Below are 17,631 nucleotides of genomic sequence, written 5' to 3' on the forward strand. Positions count from 1 at the left end.
TCGATCCGACATGGCATCGGCCCCTCAACCCATGACCTCCAGCCATACTCTGCGCCTACTGCATCCATTGCGCAACCTACACCGGCGTCGGCCTCGCCGAGGCTTGCCGTCGAAGCCACCTTGAGCACACCCGCCGAATTTGCACCATCTACGCCGCGCATGTCCCGGATCCGTCGCCAAAGGCCCGCCCAAGGCTCGAATTCGGGTAGAGCACTAAACGGCGCCGCCACCGGAATCGTCGAACGTTGAGTTCCGGCTGAGCGAAGCGCGCCTTCAGGTCAGTGCATCAGCAGCGTCACGGATGCCGGCGTAGATCTCATCAAGATCGGCCGCCGTGACGCAGTAAGGCGGCATCACGTAGATCGTATTGCCGAGCGGGCGCAGCAGCAGATTTCGGTCCTTGAAAAATTGCTGAAGCTTCGGACCGACGTCCGCGAGATAGCCCGCATCGCTGGTTTTCAGATCGAGCGCTGTGATGGTTCCAGTCCGACGGACATTTTCAAAACGCGAGTCGGCGCGGAATGGCACGATTGCCTGTTCTTGCATGGTGGCGACAGCGGCTACGCGCCGGAGAGATTCCTGATTCTGCCAGAGATCCAGGTTGGCCTTTGCGGCGGCGCAGGCCACCGGATTTGCGGTATATGAACTCGAATGAAAAAACGTCCGCGTACGATCCTTCGAATAGTGAGCATCGAAAATATCCGCGCGGCAGAGTGTCACGGCGAGCGGAAGCGCCCCTCCCGTGAGGCCCTTGGAATAGCATGCGATATCCGGCGTGACATCGGCCTGCTCGCAGGCAAACAATGTTCCGGTGCGGCCCCAGCCCGTCATGACCTCGTCGGCGATGAACAGGACGTTCGTGGCCTCGCAGATCCGCTTCATCTCTCTGAGCACCCAGGCGGGGTACATCAGCATTCCGCCCGCCCCCAATATCAACGGCTCCACGATAAAGGCGGCCGGAATTTCATGTCGACATGCAGATTCGAGCGCATCGAGCGTCGCCTGCTCATGACCTGTCGCGGGGAATGGGATTGAGGTAACGTCGAACAGGAGGGGCGCGTACGTCGCGTTGAACACGCCTCGGCTACCTACCGACATCGCCCCAACCGTATCGCCGTGGTAGGAATGTTGCATTACGACAATGCGTATTCGCTGCTTGCCGATATTGTGCCAATAGCCAAGCGCCATCTTTAAGGCGACTTCCACACTGGCTGCGCCACTGTCGGAGAAGAAGACATGGTCGAGACCAGGGGGTGCGAATTTCAAAAGTTGCGCCGCAACTTCCTCGGCTGGATCATGGGTGTAGCCGGCGAAGACGATCTGGTTGAGCCTACCTGCCTGCTCCCGAATCGCGCTCACGATTTGTGGATCGCAATGACCGTGGGTCACCACCCACCAAGACGAGATTGCATCGATGATTCGGCGCCCGTCCGCAGTGTGAAGGTAAGCACCATCGCCGCGCACAATCTTTGTCATCTCGCTTTGAAGCGCGTGTTGCGTGAACGGGTGCCAGATCGGCGACTTCCTCTTTGGCATCATGGCTTGAAATCACTGGGAATAAACGAGCCTTGGAAGATGGTCTGCAGCCTGTCTGGCGTAAGCGGAGAAAGCCAGGGCAATCGCCCTAGCCAACGCACCCGCCCAATGTCGCAAATTGCGCTCTCAGTCTCGGCATTTCTCTCGCCAATGAGTGCAACCCCAAGAATGTGGATCTGACGCTTACGCAGAGCCTCGATCGACAGCAGTGAGTGATTGATGGTGCCGAGTCGCGTGCTGGCGCAGAGCACGATGGGAAGCCGCCACCGTTCGAAGATGTCAATGTAGAGTGTGCCGCCAGTAAGCGGCACCATCAGCCCGCCCGCGCCCTCGATCACGAGCGGCCGCTCCCCGGTGTCCGGCACACGAAGCGAATCCGCGTCGATACGAACTCCATCGATTTCGGCGGAGTGATGCGGTGAAGCGGGCATTCGAAGACGGTAAAGCTCCGGCACGATGCGATCGGCTGAGAGACTGCCCAGCCGGGCCACGAGCTCCGTATCGGTCTCCCCTTCGAGGCCGGCCTGAATCGGTTTCCAGTAGTTTGCACCGAGGAGATGGGCGAGACCTGCGGAAAACACCGTCTTTCCGATCCCGGTATCTGTGCCGGTCACCACGATCCGCTGACTCATCGAGACCAACCCCTCGTCTCCTCAGCGAGCGCATCGAGCATTGCAAGCACGTCATCCTCCGCGACGTTGAGTGTGAGTGAAATTCGCAAGCGGGCCGTGCCGGCCGGTACGGTCGGGGGCCGGATTCCCCGGATATCGAAGCCGCGAGCCTGCAATGCAGAGGCAAGCCGCATCGCACGGCCATTGTCGCCGACGATGTAGGGCACGATCTGGGAGTCCGAAGGACTCTGGAGACCGCGCGCACTGATCTGCCGATGCGCAAATGCGATCAGCTTGGCCAGGCGCTGCTGACGCTCGGGCTCCTCCTGCAGGATCAAGAGGGCTTCCCGCACGGCGATAGCCATCAATGGTGAGGGGGCCGTGGCGAAGATGAACGGACGGCAGCGATTGACCATGAAGTCGCGCAGTACGCCGGAGGCAGTGACAAGCGCGCCAGCAGCGCCCAGCGCCTTGCCGCAGGTATGAACCACCAGGAGATTTTCACGTCTCTCGTAGGGCGCGGTGAGCCCGCGTCCCCGCTCGCCGTAGACGCCCGTGGCATGCGCCTCATCCACGATCAGGAACGCGTCGTGCCGGTCCGCGATCGCAACCAGGTCTTTAAGCGGGGCGAAATCGCCATCCATGCTGTAGAGACTTTCAGCCACGATCCAGACGCGGCCCGTTCCGCCCTGAGCCCGCCAGTCACGAATCATGTGTTCGACCGATTGCGGATCATTATGCGCGCTGATCTGGAACTCGGCCCGGCCAGCCCGCGCGCCCTCATGAATGCTCGCGTGCACAAGAGAATCGAGAACAAGCAGGTCGCCGCGCTGCGGCAGCGTCGTCAGGACAGCAAAGTTTGCGACATAACCGCCCCCAAAGAACAGCGCCGTCTCCGCCCCAAAGAACTGAGCGGCTTCGGCTTCGAGAGCTTCGTGTTCCCTGCAATTGCCGCGCAGGAGCCGCGACCCGCCGGCTCCGATCGGTGTGCCGGACTCGAGCGCAACGGACATTGCCTTCTTCATGCGCGGCGCGCTCGCGAGCGCCAGATAATCGTTGGATGTAAAATCGACGCCAGCGCGAGCCTTAAGGCCCCGCAACCGGTTGTCCTTTTCCAGGCTATGCAGGGCCGCGACATAATGGGCAACTTTGGCCGCATGGATTGGCCGCATTCTTCACTCCCTGGCTCGCCATAAATCGCGCAAGAAATTCGACTGACCGCTAAGAGAAGCTCCAACCTCGGCTTCTTGGCTTTCAACCCGTCAAAATGCGATTTTCGCGGTCAACCAGAACCACGCGCGGTCTGAAGGTCTTTGCTTCCGCCTCATCGAAGGAGGCATATGCAACGATAATGATCTTGTCTCCGGGCATCGCGAGCCGCGCAGCCGCACCATTCAGGCCTATGATGCCCGACCCTCGGGGCGCCTCGATCACATAGGTGGCAAACCGCGCTCCGGTGTCGATGTTGTAGATCTCGACACGTTCGTTGATCAGGAAGCCTGCGGCCTCCAGCAGCGTACGATCAATCGATATCGAGCCTTCATAGTGCAGATCGGCTTCGGTCACCGAGGCGCGATGGATTTTTCCTTTCATCAAGGTAATTTGCATCTCTCACCTATATTGAAACTTCCCCGCAGGTGCTCGCTAACAGCCTGCTTTGCTCAGGCAAGGCTGGACGTGATGCCGAGCCGGTTCAGCAAATTTGCGTCGCGTTCGGCTTGCGGGTTTTTGGTGGTCAACAGCACGTCGCCAATGAAGATCGAATTCGCGCCAGCCAAAAAGCACAGCGCCTGCAGTTCATCGCTCATGTACTGCCGTCCGGCGGACAAACGCACCACACTCCTCGGCATCATGATCCGGGCCGTCGCGATCAGGCGCACCAGCGCGATCGGATCGGGACGCTCGGCGGTGTCATTGACCGGCACGCCCGGCACCTTGTTCCAGAGGTTGATCGGTACGCTTTCGGGATGGGTGGGAAGATTGGCGAGGAGGACAAGCATGCCGAGGCGATCCTCGCCCCCCTCGCCCATGCCGATGATGCCGCCGCAACAGACCTTGATGCCGGCCTCGCGCACATGCGCAAGTGTGTTGACGCGGTCCTGCAAGGTGCGGGTGGTGATGATCTTGCCGTAGAACTCGGGCGAGGTGTCGACGTTGTGATTGTAGAAGTCGAGCCCGGCGTCGGCGAGCTGCGCGGCCTGCCTACGCGTCAGCATGCCGAGCGTGACGCAGGTCTCCATGCCAAGACCTTTAACCGCGCTGACCATGTCGCAGACGGAATCGAGATCGCGGTCTTTTGGACTGCGCCAGGCCGCGGCCATGCAGAAGCGGGCGGCACCAGCGTCCTTGGCGCGCTGCGCGGCCGCGAGGACATCGGCGCAATCCATCAGGCGGGTGGCTTTGACGCCGGTGTCGTAATGCGCGCTCTGCGAGCAGTAGCCGCAGTCTTCCGGACAGCCGCCAGTCTTGATGCTGAGCAGGCTTGCTGTTTCGACCTGGTTTGGATCGAAGTTGTTGCGATGAACGCTCTGCGCCTGAAATATCAGGTCGGCAAACGGCAAACCATAGAGCGCTTCGGCCTCGGCGCGTCTCCAGTCCGTGCGGACCGGCACACAGTTGCTGCTCTCGTTCGGTTCGACTTCCGCTGCAGCAACCATAGGACTTGCATTCCCTCCCGCGCGCGATCATAGATGATCTAAGCCATTATCTATAATCATCGGTTTCGGATTGATGATAGTTGATGTCACAGGCGGACGCATCCCTTTTTATGATAGATAATCTATGACAACCGAAAAAGAGAACGCGACAGTTGCGCGGCGCATCGCCGAGTCAATCGGTGATCGCATTATCAGCGGCGCGCTGCAGCCCGACGCTCCACTCCGGCAGGATCATGTCGCGCGGGAATTCAATTCCAGCCATGTCCCGGTGCGCGAGGCCTTTCGCCAACTGGAGGCGCAACATCTCGTCGTAGCTCAGCCCCGCCGCGGCGTGCGGGTGGCCCCGCTCGATACCAAGTCAGTCAAGGAGATCGCAGAGATGCGCGCCGCGCTCGAAGTGGTGGCGTTGCGCAATGCGGCTCCAAAGGTCACATCTCACCATTTGGCGCGGATCGAACTCGCCCTGATTGAAGGAGACAACGCCCAGACGATTCAGGAATTTGAGATGGCCAACCGCGCTTTTCATCAGGCGTTGGTGGCGCCCTGCGCGATGCCGCGCCTGCTTGCGAGCCTCGACGGACTCCAGCTTGCAAATTCCCGGCTGGTGTTTGCGATGGCGCGAAGTAGCGGCTGGCGACCGCGGTCCAACCAGGATCACCGCCTGATTCTGCAAGCATTGCGAGCCCGCAACGTCGATCAAGCCTGCAACCTCCTCGCACGTCACATTCAAACGATTGAGCGCCTAGCCATTCCCGCGTCGTGACCAAGAAACGAGATCTGACCAGTACCGTTGCAGATTGCAGGCCATCGCAAGATTGGCAAACGACTGAGCGTCTTGTCCCGCGACGTGCGCAGCCGGCTGCCGCCATTGCAGCCTGCTCGATCCCAAGATAGTTATGCGCCAACTTTCGACATCACGCTTACGGCCATCCATGATACGTCACATCGTCTTGTTTACCGCCAAGGATAAGGCCCATATCGACCAGATCCTCGAAGGCCTGTCGGTTGTCACGACGATTCCACATGCACGCAGGCTCGAGATCGCTCGCAACAGCAAGACGGACCAGCTTGCCAACGATATTGACGTTGTGGTCTATGGTGAGTTCGATAGCGAGACAGAACTTGCGGCTTACAAGGCGCATGATCTGTACCAGGAATCGATCCGGCGGGTTCGACCGCTCCGGGAGCTGCGGTTCGCGGCCGACTACAATCTCTCAACAGATGCACATTTCGTTTCAACGGCAGGGGCAACCCATGTTGTTCGGCGCACCTGACCGATCAGCAGGGGTCCATCTGAAAATCGGTCTTAAGAGCTCGCGAACCCCAGACGAGCATCGCGCTTCTCTGGGGTGGGGATCACTGCCGCAGTGCGTCACACGGCACGCCAGTCATCTGTAATTGACAGAGAAAATGCACGTCCGCGAACTGCAGTGGATTGAGCCAGTCACCGCGATGCGATGTCTCGCGCATCGACCGCATCTTACGTTTCTCGACAGCGCAGCCAGGCATGAGTTGCTCGGGCGCTATTCATATCTGAGCTGCGAGCCGTTCAGCACTTGGATGATCGCGGACGGACAGACGAGTTGGAACGGAGCGGCCCTCGAGGGCGATCCATGGGGAGTTCTTCGCACCCTTCTCGCCAACTACCGCCAAGTGCATCGCCCCGATCTTCCGCCGTTCCAAGGAGGCGCGGCGGGCTTCCTCGCTTACGATCTGAACAGGACATTGGAGCGATTGCCGGCACCGGAAAATCCCGGCCAGCGTTTGCCCCAATCCATCCTGCACTTCTATGACGTGGTCGTCAGCTTCGACCACTGTGACAACAGATGCTGGATCGTCTCGACGGGATGGCCGGAGCAGGATCCCGCTCGACGACTCGAGCGTGCATGCCGTCGAGCCGACGAGTTTGCTGCGCTGCTTGCCAATCCAAAGTCGTCCCGAATTGTGTTCCCTGCCACAGCGGGCGCATGGCATTCGAACTTCAGCCGTGAGGGCTACGTTGCGGCGGCACAGCGCGTCATCGACTTGATCCTGGCCGGGGACGTGTTCCAAGCCAACATTGCGCAGCGCTTCAGCACCAGGTTGTCGCCTCTGTTCGATCCGCTCACCTTCTACGGCCAGCTGCGGTCATTGAACCCGGCACCCTTTGCGGCCCTCTTGCGCTACGGCAAGCTGACCATTGCATCGAGCTCGCCGGAACGATTTTTGAAGCTGGACGGACGACAGGTCGAAACGCGCCCCATCAAGGGTACAATCCCGCGCTCCGCTGATTCCAGGGAAGACCAGCGCCGCGCGAAGATTCTCCTGGCGTCCGAGAAGGACCGTGCCGAGAACACGATGATCGTCGACCTCCTGCGCAACGATCTGTCACGCGTCTGCACTGCGCATTCGATCGAGGTTCCAGCGCTGTGCGACCTCGAATCCTACGCCTCAGTGCATCACCTGGTGTCGACTGTTACGGGTGAACTTGCAAAGCACGAGGACGCTGTCACGCTGCTTCGCGCGTGCTTTCCCGGCGGCTCCATTACCGGGGCGCCAAAGGTCCGATCGATGGAGATTATTGCGGAAATCGAGCGGGTGGCGCGAGAGGTCTATTGCGGGGCGATCGGCTTTATCGGTTTCAACGGGCATATGGACACAAACATTGCGATCCGCACGGTCACGATCGACGACGACCTGGCCGTGTTTCATGCCGGTAGCGGGATCACGGCGATGTCGGATCCAGAGGCCGAATATGAGGAGACGCTCGCCAAGGCGCAGCGAATTTTTGCGGCTTTTCAGACATCCGGTGTACCTTGATTGTCATCATCGACAACTATGACTCCTTCGTCTTCAATATTGCGCGGTATTTTCGGAAGCTCGGTGAGGCAACGGAGGTGGTTCGGAACGATGCAGTCAGCGTCAGCGATGTCGTTGGCCTCAAGCCGCGCGCGGTTGTCATCTCCCCGGGTCCCTGCACGCCAATGGAGGCCGGGATATCCATGGCCGTCGTCCGCGAACTTTCAGGTCGGGTGCCAATTCTCGGGATCTGCCTCGGACACCAGTGTATTGGCAGCGTGTTCGGCGGACGGGTGGCACGTGCACATCGCCCTATGCACGGTCGCTTCTCGTACGTAACGCATGACGGTCGAGGGCTGTTCGAGAGCCTCCCGTCCCCACTTCGCGTTGGCCGCTACCATTCTCTTGTTGTCGAGCTCGATGACTCCTGCTCGCCGCATCTCGCGGTGACGGCACGTTCGGACGAAGGCGAGATCATGGCCCTCGCGCATTGCCATCAACCAACCTATGGGGTGCAGTTCCACCCCGAATCAATACTTACCGAGCGAGGGCACGTGCTGCTCATGAACTTCTTGCAGCTCGCATATCGATCCGTCCGTCGTCACGAGGCGATCGAAGTGGCTCGCAGAGAAGGCTCCGTCCGGGGCAATCAGGGCGGAAGTGGAGAGTCAATTCGGCTATTGGCCACCAAGCGTGAGCGCTGATCAGCGAGCGCGTTCTCGCGGCGCTTGTGGACGCACGCGAGCGCGCAGCTCATCATAAAGAGCGATTTCTCCTGGCATCGCAATAGTGACAGCAAGACCGAAGGGAACGGCATCGTCGATTGTTTCGCTCGCGTCAGGCTCGCGTTGAACTCTCAATGAAAGCGTCATGTCGGGGGTCACCACCGCGGCGCGATCGCCGCTCCAACAACGCGTGCATACCGTTCCGCGATTGATTTGGTTTCCGTCGGGCTGATTTCCGTGCGCGGCGACACCCAAGCTACCGATGTCGACCGGGTCCAGGATTTTCATGCGCACAGCCTTATAAGCTTTGCGCCCGGGAACGACCGGCGTAAGCCACGCCAGCGTCGCGGAGATGGCATGTGGCTGCGCTCTCCCGCCGATCGCGCTCGGAACAGGTATAGATATGTCGACGCTGCGCTCATTTCCCAATGATCCGACGGCCCAGAACGTAGCGCGATCGGCGGCGCATGCTACGGCGTCGTCCGGATCAAGGGAGCCATAACCGATAAAACGTCGAATGTTGTCCTTCTGTCGAGAGGCTTGGCCCCTGCCAAATGGACCGAGGAGTTCTCTGACAAGCGTCGCCGTGGCATCTGGCCACCTTGCAGGATGCACCAGCAAAGCCTTGAGTAACACCGCACGATGCGCGTTGCTCAATTGGAGAAATTCCTGGCCGTATTCCGCCTCGAGAGCATCGTGAATTCTGTGCGCGGTCCTCGACGCGATCGCGGCTCCCGCGCTTGTCCCGTTCGTATAGGCTTCGGCGCCTTCCACTCCAGCCAAGGCCGGAGGCGCTGCCACCCTCAGACCGGCGCCCCTGCTTGCGCGGGCCGGTACGACAACAATCTCCTCTCCGCTTCGTACGACGCGCAGGTGCTCGCGGGCCCCCGGCATGAGGATGTCGGGTTTCACAGCATCGGCGAAGCCCGGCCCGAGTGCGCTCGAAGGGTTCGCCGTGTCGAGAGCGGGATAGGGATTCACATTGGCGCGCGCGAAAGGCCGGTCGGCCTCAGACACCCAATCGAGGTTACGAGCGCCGATGGTAAGGCCGTTGACTGTCTCCGCCGGTGAGAGCAATCGTCGATCGGCCTGGACGTCGGCAAGGGCACGGATGACGGCACGCGTGCGGTCGTTGTCCTGCGCATCCTCGAAGTCCCGGCTGGTGGCAAACGCTCGAATGGGAAACCCGTCCGTGACATTGCCGGCACTCACGAGGAAGAGAATACCGAACTGATAAGCGAGCCGATCAAGAAGCCGCGCCCAGGGCGACAATTGACCGTGAAAAGGCCGGCGAGCGTTCCCAAGCGAGACGTTCACGATGATAACGTGGGGCGCAGAGGGCTCGCCCGGACCGCGCATGCGCATGATGGCCTGATAGATCAGGTCGACGATCAGCCGGTCCGAGGGAAACCGATCGGCCGGGCCGAGAACGGGGATGCAATGAATCTGTCGCGGCAGCGGCGGCTCCGGCTTGTTGCGATCGCCATGCGCGATCAGAGAGACCATCGCCGAGCCATGAACGCGTTGCGCCACCAACGTGTTGGGCTCCAGGCCGAAGAGATCTTCGACGCTCACATGCGGGCGCAGAAGCGGATGGCCCGCCATCGGCACGCCGTCGAGCAGGGCGAGGATAGGATCGTTGACGACTGCTGGTGGCGGAGCAATGGGCGCGAGCGGGACCGTGTCGGAAACGTCGATCTCGGTGAGCACGCTTTGGGGGCGCAAATACATGACCTGCTCGACGCCAGCCAAACTCGCCGCAGATCGCTCGATAATCGTGCGGATCGCTGCGACGGGGAGGCGCGCGAGGATGGCGTGATAGGCAATTTCGTCGAGCTTCGCCCGGCTAACGATCGTTCCGCCAGAAGCCGCGATCGCGCGTGCCACATTGGCCTCGCTCAATGCCGCTGCTTCAGCGTTTGGCCGAAACACGATCTCCACCTCCAATGGAATTTGCTCGTCATCCGCCTTGCCGAAAATCTCCTCTCCCAAAATGGTGGCATCCAGCGGCTGCACACGATCCTCAGGTCCCCATGGTCGGAGATTGCGAAGACAGGCGAAAACGTCGCGCCACGCAGTATGGCCGTCGGGCAAATCCCTTCCGGCGACCCAGGTTTGCCAAAGACTCTCAATCTGCCGCAGTGCGCGCGCGTCCGGAACAAGCAAGTACGCTACCGGCGCGGTGTCCTGATCGGTCGGCAGTTCTTCCTCATCGATCAATTCGAGGCCCGGGACTCTGCTGACGGCCTTGGCGAAAGCGGCGATGCTTCCCCTGACCTCAAAGACGAGCAGTCGCTCCGGGGCCAACGCCGTTGGATCTGCGCGTAACTCAAGAGCCGCCGGGTCACGCGCGAGCACCTCGGCCAGACGCCGGAACGTTTGTCCGAAGCGCCGCTCTTGGTCGGCTTGAGCGTAAGGTTTAGGGCGGGGAACGACGGCCCGTCTGCCGGGAAGCCTTGCCTGTGGTTGCCCGGGGTTTAGTCTGAGAAACGGTTTGGTCGGATCGCTCGCCATTTATTACCTCTGGTCGCACTCGGGATGCCCAGAGGTTTAATTCCGCATGCAGTGCGTCATCGATCGCTATTTCCCCCAAGCCTAGTATCTGCCGCCGCCTGGCCGCCTGACAGAAATCGATTGCCTCCGCGTAGCTTACGCACCCGAGCTTGGCTCCAAGTGACCGCGGTGAAAGCCGCGGCTGATCTGGCCACTGCGCCATCACGCGGCCGAGGAATGCCTCGATTTGCGTCTTGTCGGGAGCAGGCAGACCCAGGCGAAGCTGAAAGCGGCGCCAAACGGCACGGTCGAGCAACTCGGCATGGTTGGTTGCGGCAATGACGATGACGTAGCTCGGAAGCTGGTCGAGCTGCATGAGAAGGAAGGAGACGACGCGTTTGATCTCACCAGTCTCGTGTGTGTCGCCGCGTTCCTTTCCGATTGCATCGAACTCATCGAAGAAGAGCACGCTCGGCCGTGTGCGAACGTAGTCGAATAGCTTTCTCAGCCGCGCGTTTGTTTCACCGAGATAGCTTCCGATGAGCGCATCGTAGCGCACCACAAAGAACGGCAACGCCAGCGCCTCAGCGATTGACTCGGCGAAAGAGGTCTTGCCGTTGCCAGGCGGTCCCGAAAGCAGAACACGATGTCGGGGCTCATAGCCACTGGCTCGAAGCACGTCCGCGCGCACATGCTCTTCGACCAATTGCCGACCGCCCTCTTGAACAGGCAGTGGCAACAGGAGCTGCGACATCTGCGTGCGCGGCTCGATCTCCAGGATCGTATCCTTGCCTGCGCCCGTGAGACTGGCCGCTGTGGTCAAAGCGGGCGGCGTGACCGGAACTGCCGACAAAGCCTTCTCGAGACGATCAGCCAGGATGTGGTGATTTTGGGCACGTTCCTCGGCGACGAGCGCCTCAGCAGTCGACTTCAGCATTTCCCGATCGCCGGTCGCGCCGGCGCGTACGAGGGAAATGAGGAGATCACTGCGAGCCATAAGTCTTCATCATCTTTTGCGGAAGAATGCGTGAAACGAATCGTACACGAAAAGTCCTTAATTGTCTTGCCGTTCTCGGCCGCGCGCCCGTTGCCGGTCGCGGTCTTCAACCGGTTATTCGCCTTAACCGCTCCGGGCATGGTCAAAGGCGCAATTCACGAACCCGCCGATATCCCACTTCCTGGATCGTCGTCATCAGGACTTTCTGATCCGGCAGATTCGGGGGCAAAAGTCTCACCGTCACCGCCCGCGAGATCGGCTGCCATTGGAAACTCCCCGGCCAGCAGCTTGTCCTTGCTGAGCAGGCCTGCGTCCTCGAGCATTTCCATATCGGGCAAGTCGCGCAGTGTGTCGAACCCGAAGAACCTTTGGTGGTGACGTAGGTGTAGGGAGCACCGGCCTGGGGCGCGCGCGGCCCCGATGCAATGAATCCGAGACCCGGCAGGTGGCCGATCAGGTCGCGGCTGACCTCCTTGCCGAAGAACTGGGAGAGCTCGCCATGGCGGGCTTCTTGTCCACGCGACGACCGGAATTTTCGCAATCTCAGCGTCGATAAAACAGCACGCGACCGGTGGGGACCAGCTGAAGAAGGTAGTCGAAATCCGCAACATTGGCGGTGAGAACCGTGAACCCAGCCTTTTGGACTTGCAGGAATAGAACTCTGTCTTGAAGCGCGCGGAGCTTGTCGTCGTTCCGATAGCCTTGCAGCCGGCATAGCATGCCCGAGAGAAGCGCGGCGCGACCAGCGATGTCCGCATCTGGTGCAAAGATGCGGTAAAGCGGCATGCTGGCGATCAAGGCGCCGATCTGCTTGATGGCCACGTGCGTCCCGGGATGCTTGGGATCCAACACGCCGACCGTGTGCATCAATTCCTGGATGGCGACAGTCGAATGGTTGGGGTGGCGAAGCTCCAATAGGTCAGCGACGACGCGCGGCGCGCGCCTGCAAACCATCGATGTAGACGCAGGTATCGAGCAGAAGCTCCTGCCCTGCCTCGGGTCGATCGCCAAGGAACGGGAGTTCGCGGTCAGAGCGCCACGCCAAGGTCGTGCCGGGATCGAACCGCGCCCAGCGAAGCGCAGCCGCGAGGTCAAATTCTGCCACCTCAGAAGCCGAGCTTGAGGTCGGGGTCGACCGACCTCATCGTCTTCCGGGCCGTCTCGCTGAAATTGTCGTCGAGCGCGAGGCTGGCGAGCGCAAATTCGATGAGATTCGTGTCAGTCGCGATACCGGTCTGCTGCTTCGCCCGCTGGATCAGCTCCGGGCTGGTGCGCTCTGCGATCCGCGCCCTTTTCTCTCCGAGCAGCCCCGAATGTTCTGCCGCAGTCATGATGGCGGTCACGCGCGAGGCCGCACCAACCCGGGTCTTACCGATCTTGGTATCCTGGCCAACCATGGATCGCTTGCCGCGGGATGTGGACTTCTTGATGCTGACTTTTGGCATCGGGTGCTCTTGTGCAACAAATTTCGCTTTTGTCTAACAAAACAACTCCGGCACATGCCTTCAAGTCGCAAGGCGGAATCGTCGCAGACGATCTCCCATCAGACGACAGCTGTGGCCGTCGCAACCGAACCTTTCCGCTCACTCCTCGCCTGCGGCCACACCTGCCGCGATGTCCTCAGTGTCATACTCATCCGACGCCCCGATGGGATCGGGAAACTCCCCGGCGAGCAACTTGTCCTTGCTGAGGAGGCCAGCCTCCTCGAGCATCTCCATGTCCGGCAGGTCGCGTAGGGTGTCGAAGCCAAAAGCCTGCGCGGTCGAACGGTGACGCTGTCGTCCTTCGATAACACTCCCGGGATGAGCCCGACCACCTTAGCTTGATGATTTGGGTTACCGCAGAACCGCGGCATCGGGTTCCCGCAACGAGGCCCCCTGCGTCAGGGAGGGGCGGCCCAGATGGGAGAAGACCCGTCAGGGCTTCGGCGCAGCCAACGGCCCGGCCCGAAGGAGACACCTTTCGTCCCGTCCAACTTTGGAAAAAATCAAATACGCCAATTATGAATTGATTAAATATGATAATTAATAAAGTATCAACTCGCCTTGGCTTTGAACTTATGGTACAATGTCTAATATAAATGGACAAAAAGAGAAAAAACTAAAGTTGCTCCTGCAGGCGGTTCCTCCAGGGTTCCTCGTGGATACGGGCTGGATGAGCCGTCACGCCATCTCGCGGCAGTCCGTCTCCGGCTACGTCAAACAGGGCTGGCTCGAGCCCGTGATGACGGGCCTGTACCGCCGTCCATTCATGCCGGATTCGACCCCGGAAGCCACCATCGGATGGAAGATCCCTCTGCTCTCGGCCCTCTGGCTCATGCGGCACAGATTTCATGTCGGCGGGGCCAGTGCTCTCTCTCTGCGGGGCCATACGCACTATCTTTCGTTCGGCGGCGAATTCGCACTCTATCTTTATGGCGCCGACGTTCCCGCATGGCTGTCGAAACTGCACACCGACGCACGCGTGGTGGTCAGGAGCAACGCCCTGTTTGGTGATGATGCCGTCGGCATCGAGAATTCCGATTTCAGCCTCTCGAATGACGATGACCCGGGGCTTGCGCAGAACCCGTGGCGCTGGCCGATACCGATGTCCTCCCCCGAACGTGCAATCCTCGAGATGCTCGACGAGCTCCCGAAAGGCGAGAGCTTCCATACGATCGATATGGCGTTCGAAGGCCTCGCCAATCTGCGCCCGAAACTGCTGACGACGCTGCTGGCCCGGTGCCGAAGCGTGAAAACCAAGCGCCTCTTCTTCGTCTATGCCGACAAACACAATCATGCCTGGCGCAGGCACATCGACAGCTCGGCAGTCGATCTCGGCAAGGGCGACAGGGCGTTGAGCCCAGGCGGCCGACTCCATCCCGTATACCGCGTCACAATTCCAAACGATCTCATGCCGAAGGAGCCCCCGCATGGCGCGTGAGCAATATATGCGGCAGGTCGAACTGCTAGTGCGGACCCTTCCCTTCATCGCCCGTCACAACGCCTTCGCGCTCAAGGGTGGGACGGCGATCAACCTCTTCTACCGGGACATGCCGCGGCTGTCGGTCGATATCGATCTCGTCTATCTCCCGATCGAGGATCGCGAGACGACGTTGAAAGGCATCGACGCGACGCTCGAACGCATTCGCGAGGATCTGCAGCCGCAGTCTCCGCGGTGTCACGGTCCAAAGGATTGCGGGCGGCGGCAACAACGATACGCGCGTTCTCGTCCGGCAAGGCAGCGCCGAGATCAAGATCGAGACGTCGCCCGTCGCACGAGGAACGGTCCACACGCCGGAGATACGGCGTGTCAGTCAGTCGGTCGAAGAGGCCTTCGGTTTCGCGGAGATGCAAGTCGTCTCGTTCGAGGATCTGTTCGGCGGAAAGCTGCATGCGGCGGTTGACCGCCAGCATCCGCGATCTGTTTAACGTGAAGCTGCTCTACGAGAACGAAGGTCTGACTGACGCGCTGTTTCGCACGTTCCTCATTTACGTCGCAAGCTCCGGCAGGCCGCCGCACGAACTGGTCAAGCCTTCCTTGGCAATGCTCGACGAGGCCTTCGTGAAGGAGTTCGAAGGGATGACGATCGAAGCCGTCAGCCTGGACGAATTGAAGGCAGCGAGACTAAAGCTGACGACCGACCTCCTCGCGCGGCTTGACGAGAAGGCGATGCGCTTCTTGCTGTCGTTGCATGATGGCGAGCCGGACTTCGAGGCGATCGGCCTACCTCAGGCCGCGAAGCTCCCGGCCGTTCGCTGGAAGTTGCTCAACATCACGAAACTGAAGGAACAGAACCCGGCGAAACATGCGGAACAGCGGCGAGAAATCGAGGGCATACTCTCATAGCCTCGCATCCATTCGCGTGACGAGATGAAGGCCATATCAGCCGTCGTTGCTCCGTCCGAAGAATGTAGCGAGCTTCGGATGTCCTTGCCTGTGACTGAAATTTACATCATACTTCGGACATGCCTGATCAACCGACCACGGATCTCCGGCCCCGGCTCATTGCCCGTATCAACGGGACGCCGACCGAAGTGTGGACACCCAGCGATTTCGTCGACCTCGGCAGCCGCGCCGCCGTCGACAAAACGCTACAGCGCCTCGTCGCGGCCGGCGAGTTGCGCCGTATCGCTCGCGGGCTCTACGATCGGCCGCGAAAGAGCAACCTCACAGGCAAGCTGACGGTCCCCGACCCTCGCGCCGTCATCACGGCTGTAGCGCGCCGCGATCAGGTGCGCGTCGTGGTCGACGGAATGACGGCCGCGAACGATCTTGGCCTCACCACGGCAGTGCCGGCGCGCATCGTGGTTCTCGTCGACGCTCGCCTGAAGCCGATCAAACTGGGAGGGCAGGTCATCCATTTCAAGTCGGCGGCGGCGAGCCGTCTCTATTGGGCGGGACGCCCAGGTATGCGTGTCGTCCAGGCGCTATATTGGATGCAAGACCTGATGGACGGGGACAACGGTCGGCAGGCAATAAAGAACGGCCTCAACAGGCTGTTCAAGATTCCGCAGCATGGGAAGGAGATGCGCGACGATCTTCGCGCAGGTCTTTCAGCTATGCCGATCTGGATGCAGGATTTCCTCAGGCCCTTGCTCGTCGATGGAAGAGATCGAAAGCATCCTGAACAGGGAGCGACAATAGGATCAAGGCATGGCTGAAGCTCCAGAGAATATTGCAGCACGATTGCCCGATCCCGCCACGATCGAGGCGGTTCTTGCGCGCCTTCCCGCCGGCGCTGATGAATCGGCACTGGCGGCCGCGCTCACAAAAGCGTTTCCGGGATTTCCGTTTTCGGCGGCGAACATCGACGACCAGTATTGGCGCGACACGCGCTCGGTACTCGCCGCCGACAGAAAACGGATCGCAGAGTACCGGCCGTGGATGGAAGCAGAGCTTGCCAAGCACAACGGCGATATTGGTGCACTCTGGACGCGATTGCTCGAGAGCGACCTTCAGATTTCCGAATGGCGCGGCAACAGTGTATACGCCTTCGCGCCGACCGGCTCTGGCGCGGCCGACTATGTGCAAATCTGTCTGGGCCGAGAAGTCGAATGGTGCGCCGGACCGATCGTCAATCCGGCATACCGTCCTTGGGGCAGGGAAGCATTGCTCGATCCGTCATGGATTGCACATGACGATATGTCCGACGACAAGGTCATCGCCGGTCCGCTCTTTCGGATGCTTGGGCGCGCGGGCAGCAGCGTCGTCCATGTTCGGAGCTTCCTGACGCGATGCGCCCGCCTCGAGCGCGAAAAGCGCGAGGCACAGCGGCCAGAGATGGAACGCCGTGTGGTGCGGAAAGTGACGCGGGAGGGCACAACGGAGACGCCGTTTCTGGAATTGGTGCCGGACTGGTTCGAATTCGTGCCGCGGGAGAATCGTTTCTTCCAGGATTGGGAAGAATCAAGCGCCTCAGCCCAGCGCGTCTATACGCATTGGGCGCTCGACATTTACGACTACGACAATAAAGGCACGCGCGAGGTGGGATTCGTGCCGTGTCCTCTGCATCTGCCGGAAGAGAAGCTTGGCGCCGGCGAGGCCTCGGTCCATATCCTGATGGACCGCCTCGAAGCGATTGACCGTGAAGTCGGCCTTCCATTCGGTTGGTTTTTTCTAATGACGCATGGCAATCGCGTCGAGCCGGAGGTTGGCCAAGCGATCGCCAAAGGCTTGCGCGATCAGCGCATCATCTTGCCTGATCGGGATGCTCGCGTGCTTCTGCGCTGGGCAGACCGATCTTACGGGTTCTGACAGGACGTCAACGACGGCCAGAGGCTTGAGTTGGTCTCATTGTCGCGCTGCAGCCTTTTCGTATCATCTCCGGCATCGAGATTTCCGCCCGTAGCAGC

The 17,631-nt window shown here is 60.5% G+C and carries 16 protein-coding genes and 3 pseudogenes; 8 read left to right on the plus strand and 11 right to left on the minus strand.

What is annotated here, in order from left to right; genetic code table 11:
* Positions 1-273 precede the first annotated feature (273 nt).
* The 5 genes from MTX23_RS35580 to bioB form a co-directional block, all read right to left on the minus strand.
* Complete coding sequence (locus tag MTX23_RS35580; protein WP_280978532.1) at positions 274-1,539, minus strand: adenosylmethionine--8-amino-7-oxononanoate transaminase; 1,266 nt, start codon at positions 1,537-1,539, stop codon at positions 274-276.
* Positions 1,536-2,168 (minus strand): dethiobiotin synthase, encoded by a 633-nt coding sequence (gene bioD, locus MTX23_RS35585; protein ID WP_280978623.1) that lies wholly within the window; start codon positions 2,166-2,168, stop codon positions 1,536-1,538. Before bioD ends, MTX23_RS35580 begins: the two co-directional genes overlap by 4 nt.
* Positions 2,165-3,319 carry an 8-amino-7-oxononanoate synthase gene (locus MTX23_RS35590; RefSeq protein ID WP_280978531.1) on the minus strand — a complete coding sequence of 385 codons (1,155 nt, stop codon included), beginning with the start codon at positions 3,317-3,319 and terminating at the stop codon, positions 2,165-2,167. Before MTX23_RS35590 ends, bioD begins: the two co-directional genes overlap by 4 nt.
* Positions 3,320-3,401: 82 nt before the next feature.
* Positions 3,402-3,755, minus strand: a complete 354-nt coding sequence (panD, locus tag MTX23_RS35595; RefSeq protein WP_280978530.1) for an aspartate 1-decarboxylase — start codon at positions 3,753-3,755, stop codon at positions 3,402-3,404.
* Between the two features lie 53 nt (positions 3,756-3,808).
* Complete coding sequence (bioB, locus tag MTX23_RS35600) at positions 3,809-4,804, minus strand: biotin synthase BioB (protein WP_280978529.1); 996 nt, start codon at positions 4,802-4,804, stop codon at positions 3,809-3,811.
* A gap of 124 nt (positions 4,805-4,928) precedes the next feature.
* Here bioB and MTX23_RS35605 point away from each other — a divergent pair, with 124 nt between their 5' ends.
* The 4 genes from MTX23_RS35605 to MTX23_RS35620 all read left to right on the plus strand — a co-directional run bounded on the left by MTX23_RS35605 (position 4,929) and on the right by MTX23_RS35620 (position 8,286).
* A complete protein-coding gene (locus MTX23_RS35605; RefSeq protein WP_280978528.1) occupies positions 4,929-5,567 on the plus strand; it encodes a GntR family transcriptional regulator in 639 nt (212 codons plus the stop codon).
* A 169-nt stretch (positions 5,568-5,736) separates the two neighbouring features.
* Positions 5,737-6,078, plus strand: coding sequence for a Dabb family protein (locus MTX23_RS35610; RefSeq protein WP_280978527.1), 342 nt, complete (start codon positions 5,737-5,739; stop codon positions 6,076-6,078).
* Positions 6,079-6,214: 136 nt separating this feature from the next.
* Positions 6,215-7,603: an aminodeoxychorismate synthase component I gene (pabB, locus tag MTX23_RS35615; RefSeq protein ID WP_280978526.1), complete on the plus strand. Its 1,389-nt coding sequence runs from the start codon at positions 6,215-6,217 to the stop codon at positions 7,601-7,603.
* On the plus strand, positions 7,600-8,286 hold the full coding sequence (locus MTX23_RS35620) for an aminodeoxychorismate/anthranilate synthase component II (protein WP_280978525.1): 687 nt from the start codon (positions 7,600-7,602) through the stop codon (positions 8,284-8,286). The genes pabB and MTX23_RS35620 overlap by 4 nt, the downstream gene beginning before the upstream one ends.
* On the opposite strand, the gene MTX23_RS35625 is transcribed toward MTX23_RS35620, so the two are convergent.
* The 6 genes and pseudogenes from MTX23_RS35625 to MTX23_RS35650 form a co-directional block, all read right to left on the minus strand.
* Positions 8,287-10,821, minus strand: a complete 2,535-nt coding sequence (locus MTX23_RS35625; RefSeq protein ID WP_280978524.1) for a S8 family peptidase — start codon at positions 10,819-10,821, stop codon at positions 8,287-8,289.
* Positions 10,727-11,737: an ATP-binding protein gene (locus MTX23_RS35630; RefSeq protein WP_280978523.1), complete on the minus strand. Its 1,011-nt coding sequence runs from the start codon at positions 11,735-11,737 to the stop codon at positions 10,727-10,729. The genes MTX23_RS35625 and MTX23_RS35630 overlap by 95 nt, the downstream gene beginning before the upstream one ends.
* Positions 11,738-11,952: 215 nt before the next feature.
* Positions 11,953-12,296 (minus strand): annotated as a pseudogene (locus MTX23_RS35635) (segregation and condensation protein B); the annotation flags it as partial.
* 44 nt (positions 12,297-12,340) lie between these two features.
* A complete protein-coding gene (locus MTX23_RS35640; protein ID WP_280978522.1) occupies positions 12,341-12,751 on the minus strand; it encodes a DNA-binding protein in 411 nt (136 codons plus the stop codon).
* Positions 12,752-12,903: 152 nt separating this feature from the next.
* Positions 12,904-13,242 carry a hypothetical protein gene (locus tag MTX23_RS35645; protein WP_280978521.1) on the minus strand — a complete coding sequence of 113 codons (339 nt, stop codon included), beginning with the start codon at positions 13,240-13,242 and terminating at the stop codon, positions 12,904-12,906.
* Positions 13,243-13,380: 138 nt separating this feature from the next.
* Positions 13,381-13,548 (minus strand): annotated as a pseudogene (locus tag MTX23_RS35650) (segregation and condensation protein B); the annotation flags it as partial.
* 325 nt (positions 13,549-13,873) lie between these two features.
* On the opposite strand from MTX23_RS35650, the gene MTX23_RS35655 reads away from it, so the two are divergent.
* The 4 genes and pseudogenes from MTX23_RS35655 to MTX23_RS35670 all read left to right on the plus strand — a co-directional run bounded on the left by MTX23_RS35655 (position 13,874) and on the right by MTX23_RS35670 (position 17,533).
* Entirely contained in the window at positions 13,874-14,719 is an 846-nt protein-coding gene (locus MTX23_RS35655; RefSeq protein WP_280978622.1) for a type IV toxin-antitoxin system AbiEi family antitoxin domain-containing protein, read from the plus strand.
* Positions 14,709-15,625, plus strand: a pseudogene (locus MTX23_RS35660) (nucleotidyl transferase AbiEii/AbiGii toxin family protein). The gene MTX23_RS35655 and the pseudogene MTX23_RS35660 overlap by 11 nt, the downstream one beginning before the upstream one ends.
* Positions 15,626-15,744: 119 nt before the next feature.
* Entirely contained in the window at positions 15,745-16,440 is a 696-nt protein-coding gene (locus MTX23_RS35665; protein ID WP_280978520.1) for a DUF6088 family protein, read from the plus strand.
* On the plus strand, positions 16,433-17,533 hold the full coding sequence (locus MTX23_RS35670) for a hypothetical protein (RefSeq protein ID WP_280978519.1): 1,101 nt from the start codon (positions 16,433-16,435) through the stop codon (positions 17,531-17,533). The genes MTX23_RS35665 and MTX23_RS35670 overlap by 8 nt, the downstream gene beginning before the upstream one ends.
* Positions 17,534-17,631 lie beyond the last annotated feature (98 nt).

The sequence above is a fragment of the Bradyrhizobium sp. ISRA436 genome (genome assembly GCF_029910015.1).
Taxonomy (GTDB): Bacteria; Pseudomonadota; Alphaproteobacteria; order Rhizobiales; family Xanthobacteraceae; genus Bradyrhizobium.